11 protein-coding genes are annotated in these 13,133 nt (G+C 66.1%); 9 read left to right on the plus strand and 2 right to left on the minus strand.

The window, feature by feature from the left end; genetic code table 11:
* Positions 1-2: 2 nt before the first annotated feature.
* The 9 genes from echA20 to narI all read left to right on the plus strand — a co-directional run bounded on the left by echA20 (position 3) and on the right by narI (position 11,235).
* A complete protein-coding gene (gene echA20, locus BN4332_RS17210) occupies positions 3-758 on the plus strand; it encodes a (7aS)-7a-methyl-1,5-dioxo-2,3,5,6,7,7a-hexahydro-1H-indene-carboxyl-CoA hydrolase (RefSeq protein ID WP_055117843.1) in 756 nt (251 codons plus the stop codon).
* A gap of 1 nt (position 759) precedes the next feature.
* Entirely contained in the window at positions 760-1,638 is an 879-nt protein-coding gene (ipdA, locus tag BN4332_RS17215; protein WP_066899970.1) for a cholesterol ring-cleaving hydrolase subunit IpdA, read from the plus strand.
* Positions 1,635-2,384 (plus strand): cholesterol ring-cleaving hydrolase subunit IpdB, encoded by a 750-nt coding sequence (ipdB, locus tag BN4332_RS17220; protein ID WP_066899972.1) that lies wholly within the window; start codon positions 1,635-1,637, stop codon positions 2,382-2,384. Before ipdA ends, ipdB begins: the two co-directional genes overlap by 4 nt.
* 3 nt (positions 2,385-2,387) lie before the next feature.
* On the plus strand, positions 2,388-3,458 hold the full coding sequence (ipdC, locus tag BN4332_RS17225) for a (3aS,4S,5R,7aS)-5-hydroxy-7a-methyl-1-oxo-octahydro-1H-indene-4-carboxyl-CoA dehydrogenase (protein ID WP_066899974.1): 1,071 nt from the start codon (positions 2,388-2,390) through the stop codon (positions 3,456-3,458).
* 122 nt (positions 3,459-3,580) lie between these two features.
* The gene (locus BN4332_RS17230) at positions 3,581-4,246 is read left to right on the plus strand and encodes a class I SAM-dependent methyltransferase (protein ID WP_066899976.1); all 666 of its coding nucleotides are present in this window, start codon (positions 3,581-3,583) and stop codon (positions 4,244-4,246) included.
* Positions 4,247-4,555: 309 nt separating this feature from the next.
* Positions 4,556-8,221, plus strand: a complete 3,666-nt coding sequence (locus tag BN4332_RS17235) for a nitrate reductase subunit alpha (protein WP_235654116.1) — start codon at positions 4,556-4,558, stop codon at positions 8,219-8,221.
* A gap of 10 nt (positions 8,222-8,231) precedes the next feature.
* Complete coding sequence (gene narH / locus BN4332_RS17240; protein WP_066899980.1) at positions 8,232-9,818, plus strand: nitrate reductase subunit beta; 1,587 nt, start codon at positions 8,232-8,234, stop codon at positions 9,816-9,818.
* Positions 9,815-10,495 (plus strand): nitrate reductase molybdenum cofactor assembly chaperone, encoded by a 681-nt coding sequence (narJ, locus tag BN4332_RS17245; RefSeq protein ID WP_066899982.1) that lies wholly within the window; start codon positions 9,815-9,817, stop codon positions 10,493-10,495. Before narH ends, narJ begins: the two co-directional genes overlap by 4 nt.
* A complete protein-coding gene (gene narI, locus BN4332_RS17250; protein WP_066899984.1) occupies positions 10,492-11,235 on the plus strand; it encodes a respiratory nitrate reductase subunit gamma in 744 nt (247 codons plus the stop codon). The genes narJ and narI overlap by 4 nt, the downstream gene beginning before the upstream one ends.
* A 78-nt stretch (positions 11,236-11,313) precedes the next feature.
* On the opposite strand, the gene fadA6 is transcribed toward narI, so the two are convergent.
* On the minus strand, positions 11,314-12,462 hold the full coding sequence (gene fadA6 / locus BN4332_RS17255; protein ID WP_066899986.1) for a steroid 3-ketoacyl-CoA thiolase FadA6: 1,149 nt from the start codon (positions 12,460-12,462) through the stop codon (positions 11,314-11,316).
* Positions 12,455-13,069: a TetR/AcrR family transcriptional regulator gene (locus BN4332_RS17260; RefSeq protein WP_066899988.1), complete on the minus strand. Its 615-nt coding sequence runs from the start codon at positions 13,067-13,069 to the stop codon at positions 12,455-12,457. Before BN4332_RS17260 ends, fadA6 begins: the two co-directional genes overlap by 8 nt.
* Positions 13,070-13,133 lie beyond the last annotated feature (64 nt).

A 13,133-nucleotide genomic window follows, 5' to 3' on the forward strand; every position in this document is an offset into this window, starting at 1 on the left:
TGATGACGATCACCACCAAGACAGTCGAGCCGGGCATCGTCTCGGTCACCGTCAACTACCCGCCGGTCAACGCCATCCCGTCGGCCGGTTGGTTCGAACTCGGCGATGCCATCACCGCCGCCGGCCGCGACCGCAGCACCCACGTGGTGATCCTGCGGGCCGAGGGCCGTGGCTTCAACGCCGGTGTGGACATCAAGGAAATGCAGAACACCGAGGGCTTCACCGCGCTGATCGACGCCAACCGTGGCTGCTACCACGCGTTCAAGTCCGTATATGAGTGCGAGGTCCCCGTCGTCGCCGCCGTCAACGGCTTCTGCGTCGGCGGCGGCATCGGCCTGGTCGGCAACGCCGACGTGATCGTCGCCTCGGATGACGCCAAGTTCGGCCTGCCCGAGGTGGAGCGGGGCGCCCTTGGCGCGGCCACCCACCTGTCCCGGCTGGTCCCCCAGCATCTGATGCGCCGGCTGTTCTTCACCGCCGCCACCGTTCCCGCCGAGACGCTGCACCACTTCGGTTCGGTGCACGAGGTGGTGCCCCGCGAGGAGCTCGACGAGGCCGCGCTGCGCGTCGCCCGCGACATCGCCAGCAAGGACACCCGGGTGATCCGGGCCGCCAAGGAAGCGCTGAACTTCATCGACGTCCAGCCCGTCAACGCGCGGTACCGCATGGAGCAGGGCTTCACGTTCGAACTCAACCTGTCCGGTGTGTCCGACGAGCACCGCGATGCCTTCGCCGGAACTGACAAGGGGTCGAAATAACATGGCAGACAAGAGAACAACCCTCGACGAGGCCGTCGCCTCGATCGAGAGCGGCATGACCATCGGCATCGGTGGCTGGGGCTCGCGGCGCAAGCCCATGGCCTTCGTGCGCGCGCTGCTGCGCACCGACGTCAAGGACCTGACCGTGGTCACCTACGGCGGGCCCGACCTCGGCCTGCTGTGCTCGGCCGGCAAGGTCAAGCGCGTCTACTACGGCTTCGTGTCGCTGGACTCGCCGCCGTTCTACGACCCGTGGTTCGCCAAGGCCCGCACCAGCGGTGCGATCGAGGCACGCGAGATGGACGAGGGCATGCTGCGCTGCGGGCTGCAGGCCGCCGCCCAGCGGCTGCCGTTCCTGCCGATCCGCGCCGGCCTCGGCAGCGACGTCCGCGCGTTCTGGGGTGACGAGCTCAAGACCGTGAAGTCGCCGTACCCGACGGACGGCGCCTACGAGGAACTCATCGCGATGCCCGCGCTGAACCTCGACGCGGCCTTCGTGCACATGAACCTCGGTGACGCCCAAGGCAATGCGGCCTACACCGGTATCGACCCGTACTTCGATGACCTGTTCCTCATGTCGGCCCAGCGCCGCTTCCTGTCGGTCGAGCGTGTGGTCTCGACCGAGGAACTCATCAAGGCCGTTCCGACGCAGGCACTTCTGATCAACCGAATGATGGTCGACTCTGTGGTGGAGGCGCCCAACGGCGCGCACTTCACCACCAACGAGCCCGACTACCGGCGCGACGAGAAGTTCCAGCGCCATTACGCAGAGGCCGCGGGCTCCGATGAGACCTGGGCCGAGTTCGTCAAGACGTATCTGTCCGGCAGCGAGGCCGATTACCAAGCTGCGGTCCGGAAGTTCAAGGAGGAGCAAGCATGATCGCCGTGACCCGCGCCGAGGTGTGCGCCGTCGCCTGCGCCGAACTGTTCCGTGACGCCGGCGAGATCATGGCCAGCCCGATGACCACCGTCGTTCAGATCGGTGCCCGGCTGGCCCGGCTGACCTTCTCCCCCGACATCGTGCTGACCGACGGTGAGGCCCGGATTCTGGCCGATACCCCTGCCATCGGTGCTCCCTTCGCCATGGAGGGCTGGATGCCGTTCAACCGGGTCTTCGAGACCCTGGCCTGGGGCAAGCGCCATGTGGTGATGGGTGCCAACCAGATCGACCGCTACGGCAACCAGAACCTGTCGGCGTTCGGCCCGATCCAGCAGCCGACCCGCCAGATGTTCGGCGTCCGCGGCGCCCCGGGCAACACCATCAACCACACCACCAGCTACTTCGTGGGCAACCACTCCAAGCGGGTGTTCTGCGAGTCGGTGGACATCGTCTCCGGAATCGGCTGGGACAAGATCGATCCGGAGAACCCCGCCTACCGGTTCGCCAACATTTACCGGGTGGTGTCCAACCTGGGCGTGTTCGACTTCAACGGCCCCGACCACCAGATGCGGGCCGTGTCGCTGCACCCGGGCGTCGAGGCCCAGCAGGTCGCCGACAACACCTCGTTCGAGGTGCACGGCCTGGAAGAGGCCGAGACCACCCGGCTGGCCACCGACGAGGAACTCAAGCTGCTCCGCGAGGTCATCGATCCGAAGTCGTTGCGCGACAAAGAGGTCAAGGTTTAACGAATGGGCAAGCTCAAGACTCCGCTGACCGAACTGGTCGGCATCGAGCATCCCGTCGTGCAGACCGGAATGGGCTGGGTGGCCGGGGCTCGCCTGGTCGCCGCCACCTCCAATGCCGGCGGGCTCGGCATCCTGGCGTCTGCGACCATGACGCTCGAGGAGCTGCAGACCGCCGTCACCAAGGTCAAGGCCGCCACCGACAAACCCTTCGGCATCAACATGCGTGCCGACGCGGGCGACGCCGGTGCCCGCGTAGACCTCCTGATCCGCGAAGGAGTCAAAGTCGCCTCCTTCGCCCTAGCTCCCAAGCCCGAGCTGATCGCCAAGCTGAAAGATGCGGGCGTCGTGGTGATCCCGTCGGTCGGTGCGGCCAAGCACGCCAAGAAGGTGGCCGGCTGGGGCGCCGACGCGGTGATCGTGCAGGGCGGTGAGGGCGGCGGCCACACCGGCCCCGTCGCCACCACCCTGCTGCTGCCCTCGGTGCTCGACGCCGTCAAGGACACCGGCATGCCCGTGATCGCCGCGGGCGGTTTCTTCGACGGGCGTGGCCTGGCCGCGGCGCTGTCCTACGGCGCGGCGGGCGTGGCAATGGGCACCCGGTTCCTGCTGACCTCGGATTCGACCGTGCCTGACGCGGTCAAGGAACGGTACCTGCAGGCCGCGCTGGACGGCACCGTGGTGTCCACCCGGGTCGACGGCATGCCCCATCGCGTGCTGCGCACCGGCCTGGTGGAGAAGCTGGAAAGCGGTTCGCGGGCACGCGGTTTCGCCGCCGCCGTCGGCAACGCCCAGAAGTTCAAGAAGCTCTCCGGGATGACCTGGCTGTCGATGGTCAAGGACGGCCTGGCCATGCGGCACGGCAAGGAACTCACCTGGTCGCAGGTCGTGATGGCGGCCAATACCCCGATGCTGCTCAAAGCCGGTCTGGTGGAAGGCAACACCGAGGCCGGGGTGCTGGCCTCCGGGCAGGTGGCCGGCATCATCAACGACCTACCGTCCTGCGCCGAGCTGGTGCCGGCGATCGTCGACGAGGCCGTCGCACACCTGCAATCCGCCACGAGCTACATCCAGTAGCTTTCTCGCCGAGCAGACACAGAATCGCCCTTTTCCGATGCGAAAGGGGCGATTCTGCTGGGGCCCCTCCCGCTTGCGGGGGACTGCTCGCGGTCTTTCGCGGCGCTAGGCACAGTGGAGTGATGGACATCCGTCGCGTCGAGAACCCGGTGATCCGCCGCGTGGCCGAAGGGCTGCATCAATTCAACAGTCGGCACCCGTGGAGCCACAACGATCATTTCCACCGCTGGATCCTGGCGAATCTGCCGGACCGACGCGGAACCGCGATCGACGTCGGGTGCGGTCAGGGCACCTTGGTGGCTCAACTGGGCACCCGGTTCGCCCGGGCCCACGGCACGGATCGCGACGCCGGCATGCGCGCGGAGGCGGCCCGGCGCTGCGCCCACTTGCCCAACGTGACGATCGACGACAGCCAGCTCGCCGACCTCGACGGACCCGCAGACCTGATCACCATGGTCGCCGTGCTCCACCACCTCGACGTCGAGCAAGCGCTGATCGACGTCAAACGACTGCTGGCCCCGGGCGGACGGTTCCTGGTGGTCGGTCTGGCCGCCCCGGCCTCGATCCGCGATACCGCGTGGGATGTGGCGTCCGCGGTCACCAACCCACTCATCGGCCTGATCAAGCACCCGCGTCCGGCACCGGGCGGGCCGGTGCCGCCACCGTTCCCGGTCCGCGATCCGCAGCTCAGCTTCGACGAACTGCGGGCGATGGTCGACAGCATCCTGCCGGGCGCCGAAATGCGCCGACGGCTGGCGTTCCGCCACACCATCGCCTGGACGAAATGACCGTGACGTCATCACGCTCGCGTCGGCCCGCGTGTTACCGCGGTGATAAATCCTGGGCTGCCTGGCCGCGCTGCCCGGTCACATGACACCGCCGCCGATACCCTCGATTTGGCCCCTGATCACGCCATCTTCCCAGGTAAGACAGGTTGGCTGGGCAACACGTCCGACCCGCTTGATAACCGGCGTGTTCCTGTGAAATGACTTGGGCGTTAACGCGATTTCACAGCGGTACAGACCCTTGAGTGCGTTCTTTTGACGGTCCTCGCAACCCTCCTACGCTCGTGAATCAACGCACTTGGAGGGACGATCGTGGTCGATTCACACGCGGGCAGCGCGACACCTGCCGATGCTTTGCTGCGATTGGGCAAGTACTTCCACCGCGGTGAAGTCTCAGCGGATCAGCGGACCCTGCACAAGATCGGCGGCCGGTCGGCTGACGACTTCTACCGGGACCGCTGGGCGCACGACAAGGTGGTCCGATCGACCCACGGCGTCAACTGCACCGGCTCCTGCTCGTGGAAGATCTACGTCAAGGACGGTGTGATCACCTGGGAGTCACAACAAACCGACTACCCGTCGGTCGGTGCCGACAAGCCCGAGTATGAGCCCCGCGGGTGCCCGCGCGGCGCGTCGTTCTCGTGGTACACGTATTCGCCTGCGCGCGTGCGCTATCCATACATCCGGGGTGTACTGCTCGAGTATTACCGGGAGGCCAAGGAGCGGCTCAAGGATCCGGTGCTCGCCTGGGCCGACATCGTCGAAGACCCCGAGAAGTCCGCACGGTACAAGGCCGCCCGCGGCAAGGGCGGATTCGTGCGGGCCGAATGGTGGGAGGCCGCCGAGATCGCCGCTGCCGCCCACGTCCACACCATCAAGAAGTACGGACCGGACCGGGTGGCCGGCTTCTCGCCGATCCCGGCGATGTCGATGGTCAGCCATGCCGTCGGCGCCCGGTTCATCTCACTGCTCGGTGGGTCGATGCTGTCGTTCTACGACTGGTACGCCGATCTGCCGGTTGCCTCACCGCAAGTCTTCGGGGACCAGACCGACGTACCGGAATCTGCCGACTGGTTCGATGCGGGCTACCTGATCATGTGGGGATCCAACGTCCCGGTCACCCGCACCCCGGACGCGCACTACATGACCGAGGCGCGCTACCGCGGCCAGAAGGTCGTCGTGGTCTCGCCGGACTATGCCGACAACACCAAGTTCGCCGACGAATGGCTGCCGGCCCGCCCCGGCACCGACGCCGCCCTCGCCATGGCGATGGGCCATGTCATCCTCAAGGAGTTCTTCGTCGAGAGGCAGACGCCGTACTTCAGCGACTACGTCAAGAAGTACACCGACCTGCCGTTCCTGGTCACCCTCGTCGAACGCGACGGCCGGGTGCTGCCCGGGAAGTTCCTCACCGCTGCCGATCTCGGTGACACCGGTGAAGGCGCGGAGTCGAAGACGGTGCTGCTGGACCAGGCCGGGCGGCCCGTGGTGCCCAACGGCTCGCTGGGACACCGGTTCACCGCATCCGGCGAGGGACATTGGAACCTGGACCTGCAGGGCGTCCACCCATTGTTGACCCTGCACGATGCGGACGGCGAGCCGGCCGGCGTCTCGCTCCCCCGGTTCGACAGTGACCAGCCGGGCGTGCTGGAGCGCGGGGTGCCGACCAAAATCGTTGCCGGACAGCGGGTGACGACGGTGTTCGACCTGATGCTGGCGCAGTACGGCGTCGCTCGCGACGGGCTGCCCGGGCAGTGGCCGTCCGGTTACGACGACGCCGCCGAGCCATACACGCCGGCCTGGCAGGAAGAGATCACCGGCGTGCCCGCGGCGGCCGCCGAGCGCATCGCACGCGAGTTCGCCGACAACGCCGAACGGTCCAAGGGCCGGTCGATGATCCTGATGGGCGCGGGCACCAACCACTGGTTCCATTCCGATCAGATCTATCGGTCATTCCTCACGCTGGTCATGCTCACCGGCTGTCAGGGCGTCAACGGCGGCGGGTGGGCACATTACGTCGGACAGGAGAAATGCCGGCCGGTCACCGGGTGGGCCACCTTGGCATTCGGCCTGGACTGGCAGCGGCCGCCACGGCAGATGCAGGGCACCGTGTTCTGGTATCTGGCGACCGATCAGTGGCGTTATGACCCGTTCACCTCGGAGGTGATGGCCTCACCGCTGGCCGAGGGCCGGTTCGCCGGCCGCACCGCCGCCGACAACATCGCGTTGGCCAGCCGGCTCGGCTGGATGCCCAGTTACCCGACCTTCAACCGCAATCCGCTGGATCTGGCGGACGAGGCGGCCCGGATGGACAAGGATGCCGCGGAATACGTTGTGGACGGGCTGAAATCCGGCCATCTGCAGTTCGCCTGCGAGGATCCTGATGCCCCGGAGAACTTCCCGCGCTGCCTGACGGTGTGGCGATCGAATCTGCTCGGCTCCTCGGCCAAGGGCAACGAGTACTTCCTCAAACACCTGCTCGGCACCGACTCCGCGGTCGCGGCGCGCGACGAGGACGGTATCCGGCCACAGGAGGTGCGCTGGCGCGACGACGCCCCGGTCGGCAAGCTGGACCTGCTGCTGTCCCTGGACTTCCGCAACACCAGCACGACGCTGTTCTCCGACATCGTGTTGCCGGCGGCCACCTGGTACGAGAAGCACGACCTGTCGAGCACCGACATGCACCCGTTCGTGCATGCCTTCTCGCCGGCCATCTCCCCGCCGTGGGAGACCAAGACCGACTTCGACGCATTCCACCGCATCGCCCGCGGGTTCTCCTGGCTGGCCGAGAAACACCTGGGCAAGCGCAAGGACATCGTGGCCATGCCCTTGCAGCATGACAGCGCCGATGCGACCGCTCAGCCCGGCGGCCGCGTGCTCGATTGGAAATCCGGTGAATGCGAACCGATTCCCGGGAAGACCATGCCGCGCCTGGTCCTGGTGGACCGCGACTACCCCGCAGTCGCCGAGAAGATGGCGGCGCTGGGACCGATGGTGGAAACCGTCGGCCTCACCACCAAGGGCGTGACCACGCATCCCGAGGCCGAGGTCGAGTACCTCCGCGGGGTCAACGGCACGGTGGTCAGCGGTGTCGCGGTGGGGCGGCCGTCACTGGCCAAGGACACCCATGCCGCGGAGGCCATCCTCGCGCTGTCGGGTACCACCAATGGGCGCCTGGCGGTCGAGGGTTTCGAGGCGCTGGAACGGCGCACCGGAACCGAGTTGGTCGACCTGGCCAAGGAGAGCGAGGGCAAGCGCATCACGTTCGCCGACACCCAGGCCCGGCCAGTGCCCGTCAACACCTCACCGGAATGGTCAGGCTCGGAAACCGGCGGCCGCCGCTACTCCCCCTTCACCATCAACACCGAGCGGCTCAAGCCGTGGCACACCCTGACCGGCCGCCAGCATTTCTATCTCGACCACGACTGGATGAGTGAGCTCGGCGAGCAGCTGCCGACCTTCCGGCCACCGCTGGACATGACGGCACTCTTCAACGAACCGGCTGTCGGAGATACGAGCGGAGGAATCACCGTGCGGTATCTGACGCCGCACTCGAAGTGGTCGATTCACTCTGCGTACCAGGACAACCTGTACATGCTGACGCTGTCCCGTGGCGGTCAGTGCATCTGGATGTCGGACGTGGACGCCGCCAAGATCGGGGTCAAGGACAACGACTGGATCGAGTGCACCAACCGCAATGGCGTGGTGAACGCCCGCGCGATCGTCAGCCACCGCATGCCCGAGGGCCTGGTGTTCATGTACCACGCCCAGGACAAGGCGGTCGACGTGCCGCGCACCGAGAAGAACGGCAAACGCGGCGGCATCCACAACGCGCTGACCCGGATCATGATCAAGCCGACGCATCTGATCGGCGGTTACGCGCAGCAGTCGTTCGCCCTGAATTACCACGGGCCCACCGGAAACCAGCGCGATGAGGTCACCACCATTCGTCGCCGTTCGCAGGATGTGGAGTACTGACATGAGAGTCATGGCGCAGCTCGCGATGGTGATGAACCTCGACAAGTGCATCGGCTGTCACACCTGCAGTGTCACGTGCAAGCAGGCGTGGACCAACCGCAGCGGTGTGGAGTACGTGTGGTTCAACAACGTGGAAACCCGCCCAGGACAAGGCTATCCGCGGCAGTACCAGGACCAGGAGAAGTGGAAGGGCGGCTGGACGCTGAACAAGCGCGGCAAGCTGACCCTCAAGTCCGGCTCGCGGTTCAAACGCCTGCTGAACATCTTCGCCAACCCCGACCTGCCCACGGTGTCGGATTACTACGACCCCTGGACGTACGACTACGAGAACCTGCTCGCCGCGCCGGCCATGGACACCACACCCGTCGCGCGGCCCAAATCGTTGATCACCGGACGCGACACCAAGGTCACCTGGGGCGCCAACTGGGACGACGACTTGGGCGGCGGTCCGGAGCAGGTGAGCCGGGACCCGTTGCTGGGCAAGCTTGAAGACCAGGTCAAACTCGAGTTCGAGCAGACCTTCATGTTCTACCTACCACGGATCTGCGAGCACTGCCTCAACCCGGCCTGCGCGGCATCGTGCCCGTCCGGTGCGATCTACAAGCGCTCCGAAGACGGCATCGTGCTGGTGGATCAAGACAAGTGCCGGGGCTGGCGGCAATGCGTCACCGGATGCCCGTACAAGAAGATCTACTTCAACCACAAGACCGGCAAGGCCGAGAAATGCACGTTCTGCTACCCGCGCGTCGAGGTCGGCATCCCCACGGTGTGCTCGGAGACCTGCGTCGGGCGGCTCCGCTACATCGGCGTGATGCTCTACGACGCCGACGCGGTCCTGGAGGCCGCGTCGGTCACCGAGGACAAGGACCTCTACCCGTCACAGCTCGGCGTGTTCCTCAACCCGCACGACCCGCGCGTCGTCGCCGAGGCCGAACGCGCCGGGATATCCACGGAATGGATTGAGGCCGCGCAGAATTCACCGGTGTACCGGCTGATCGTCGACTACCAGGTGGCGCTGCCGCTACATCCGGAATACCGGACCATGCCGATGGTCTGGTACGTGCCGCCGCTGTCGCCGGTCGTGGACATCCTCAAGGAGACCGGACACGACGGAGAGAACAAGAACAACCTGTTCGGCGCCATAGACACGCTGCGAATCCCGGTCGAGTACCTCGCCGAGTTGTTCACCGCCGGTGACGTGGGCCCCGTCCGGGCCGCCCTGCAGCGGCTGGCGGCGATGCGCGCCTACATGCGGGCCGCCAATCTCGGCGAGGAGTTCGACGAGACCATACCCGAATCGGTGCGCCTGAGCGGCGACGAGATCGGGTCGATGTACCGGCTGCTGGCCATCGCCAAGTACCAGGACCGGTACGTCATCCCCACCGGGGCCGGGTCCGATGCGCATCGCCTCGATGCGCTGGCCACCGGCTGCAGCCTGGACGGTGACGGCGGCCCGGGCATGACCGCGTTTGACACAATGGTGGACAAGTTCCACCTGACGCACACCAACGATGCTGTCCCGCAAGGTGACCCCACCCGGGTGAACCTGCTCAACTGGGACGGCCGGAGCACAGACGGGCTGTTGCCGACCACATGAAGCTACTCACCCTCGGCCGCAGAACCGGGACCGGCACTGCCCTGTCCGAACACCAGCAGCGACTCGTGTGGCGCATCGCCGCGCTGCTGCTCGACTATCCGACTGCCGAAACCGCTGCGCTCATCGACCAACTGGCCGCTGCCGCAGCGGAACTACCGGACTCGGCACGGGAACCGCTGGCGGAGTTCCTGCGCCGATTCGGCGACACCGATCCGATGCGGCGCGCGTCGAACTACGTCGAGACGTTCGACATGCAACGACGCAGCAGCCTGCATCTGACCTACTACGCCTATGGCGATACCCGCAAACGCGGGATGGCTCTGCTGCGGTTCAAGCACGCCTACCGGCAGGCCGGCCTGGAAGTCGGTGACCTGGAGAATTCAGAGTTGCCCGACTACCTGCCCATGGTGCTCGAGTTCGCCGCGACGGTCGATCAAGTGCAAGGCGAACGGCTGCTGGCCGAGCACGTCCCGGTGCTCGAACTCCTGCGGCTTTCGTTGCAGGACAACGAGTCCTACTACGCCGGGCTGCTCGCCGCGATCCTGACCACCCTGCCCCCGGTGAACAGCGCCGACCGTCGCCGCATCGCCCAGCTCGCCGCGGAAGGTCCGCCCGACGAGGACGTCGGCCTCGACCCGTTCGCGATGGATCCGATGTCTTCAGGAGGACGCGTATGAGCAACGTGCTGTGGATGACCCTGCCGTACATCGCCTTCACCTCGTTCCTGCTCGGGCACATCTGGCGCTACAAGGCCGACCAGTTCGGTTGGACCACAAGGTCTTCGCAGATCTACGAGAGCAGGTTGCTGCGACTGGGCAGCCCGCTGTTCCACTTCGGCATCCTCGGTGTGCTGGCCGGGCACGTCGTCGGGTTGATGATCCCGCAGTCGTGGACGGCAGCAGTCGGGATCTCCGAACACGCCTACCACCTGATGTCGGTGGGCATGGGATCGATTGCCGGCCTGGCGGTCGTCGCCGGTGTCGCCATCCTGCTCTACCGCCGGATCACCGTCCCGGAGGTCCGCACCGCCACCACGTTCAACGACAAGCTGATGTACCTGCTGCTGGTCGGTGCGTTGTCGACCGGGATGCTGAACACACTCACCAACGTCTTCTCCACCTACAACTATCGCGAGACCGTGTCGCCGTGGTTTCGCAGTCTGTTCACGCTGCACCCCTCGCCGGAGTTGATGGCCGAAACCCCATGGAGCTTCCAGGCACATGTACTGGTGGTGCTCGCCCTGCTCGGATTCTGGCCGTACACGCGGCTGGTCCACATGTTCAGCGCACCGATCGGCTACCTGGTGCGTCCCTTCGTGATCTACCGCAGCCGCGACCCCCAACGCGCCGGCAAGAACCGTTACGCCAAGGCGTGGGTGACACCACAGGCCCCGCCGCCGCGTAGCCGTTGGGTGTGACTGTCACCCGGACGAGCAGACGCAAAACTGCCCAATTCCCGTGGGAAAAGGGCAGTTTTGCGTCTGGTCGCGGAGAGACTAGAGGCGCTCGATGATGGTGACGTTGGCGGTGCCGCCGCCCTCGCACATGGTCTGCAGGCCGTAGCGGCCGCCGGTGCGCTCCAGGGTGTTCAGCATGGTGGCGAACAGCTTGGCGCCGGTGGCGCCGAGCGGGTGGCCCAGGGCGATGGCGCCGCCGCTCGGGTTGACCTTGGCCGGATCGGCCTTGGTTTCCTTGAGCCAGGCCAGCACGACGGGCGCGAATGCCTCGTTGATCTCGACGGTGTCGATGTCGTCGATCGTCAGGCCGGTCTTCTCCAGCGCATATTGCGTGGCCGGGATCGGGCCGGTCAGCATCATCACCGGATCGTCGCCGCGAGCACTGATGTGGTGAATGCGGGCCCGGGGCTTGAGGTTGTACTTGTTGACCGCTTCTTCGGACGCCAGCAGCACAGCCGCCGCGCCGTCGGAGATCTGGCTGGCCAGCGCCGCGGTGAGCCGGCCACCCTCGACGAGCGGCTTCAGGGAGGCGAGCTTCTCCAGCGTCGACTCCCGCGGGCCCTCGTCGACGCCGAAGTCGCCGACCGGGACGATCTCGTTGTCGAAGTGCCCGGCCCGGATCGCGGCGAACGCTCGCTGGTGGCTGTTGTAGGCGAACTGCTCCATCTCTTCGCGGGAGATGTCCCACTTCTCGGCGATCATTTCCGAGCCGCGGAATTGGGAGATCTCCTGGTCACCGTAGCGGTGCAGCCAGTTCTTGGATTCGTTTGTGGGCGAGGTGAATCCGAATTCCTTGCCGACCACCATGGCCGACGAGATCGGGATCCAGCTCATGTTCTGCATGCCGCCGGCCAGGATGAGATCAGCGGTGCCGGACATGATGGCCTGCGCGCCAAAGGAAATGGCCTGCTGGCTGGAACCGCACTGCCGGTCCACGGTGACGCCGGGGACCGACTCGGGGTATCCGGCGGCCAGCCAGGTCAACCGGCCGATGTTGCCGGCCTGCCCACCGATTGCGTCGACGCAGCCGACGATGACGTCGTCCACGGCACCCGGGTCGACGTCGTTGCGGTCGAAGATGGCCTTGAACGCGTGCACGCCGAGGTCGATCGGGTGCACCTGGGCCAGCGAGCCGTTCTTCTTCCCGACCGGCGTACGCACCGCGTCGATGATGTAGGCCTCAGGCATTGTTGGTCTCCTTTGACAGCGTGATTCCGCCGAGAACTACGGCGAGGTATTGGCGGCCGACCTGCTCGGCCGTGAGTGGCCCACCCGGTTGGTACCAGCGGACCGACACCCAGGTGGTATCGCGGATGAACCGGTACACCAGGTCGACGTCGAGATCGGGGCGGAAGGAACCGTCGGCGACGCCCTCGTGCAGGATGTCCACCCACATCTTGCGCTGCTCACGATTGCGCTCATCGACGAAAGAGAACTGCGGCTGTGCGGACAGCCGCTTGGCCTCGTCCTGGTAGATGACCACCTGCGCGTGCCGGTGCTCGATCGCCTCGAACGACGTCATGAACAGCCCGGTGAGTCGGCCCAGCGGCGTGGTCTCGGTGTCGAGAATCTGCTGGTAGCGGGCGAAAAGCCAGTCCAGAAAGTCCTTGAGCACCTCTTCGACCATCTGCTCTTTGGACTTGAAGTGGTGGTAGAGGCTGCCGGACAGAATTCCCGCGGAGTCGGCGATATCGCGGACCGTCGTCGCCTTCAGTCCGCGTTCGGCAAACATCGTTGCGGCAAGATCGAGTAGCTCGTCGCGTCTGCTCGCCGGCTGGGCGGGTGTTTCCCCCATCGCCCCAGCATAGCAACCAAGCGCTTGCTAGGTCACGTATGGGCGCAGCGCTCTCGTCACTCGC

It is taken from the genome of Mycolicibacterium houstonense (assembly GCF_900078665.2).
In the GTDB taxonomy this organism is placed as follows: domain Bacteria; phylum Actinomycetota; class Actinomycetes; order Mycobacteriales; family Mycobacteriaceae; genus Mycobacterium; species Mycobacterium houstonense.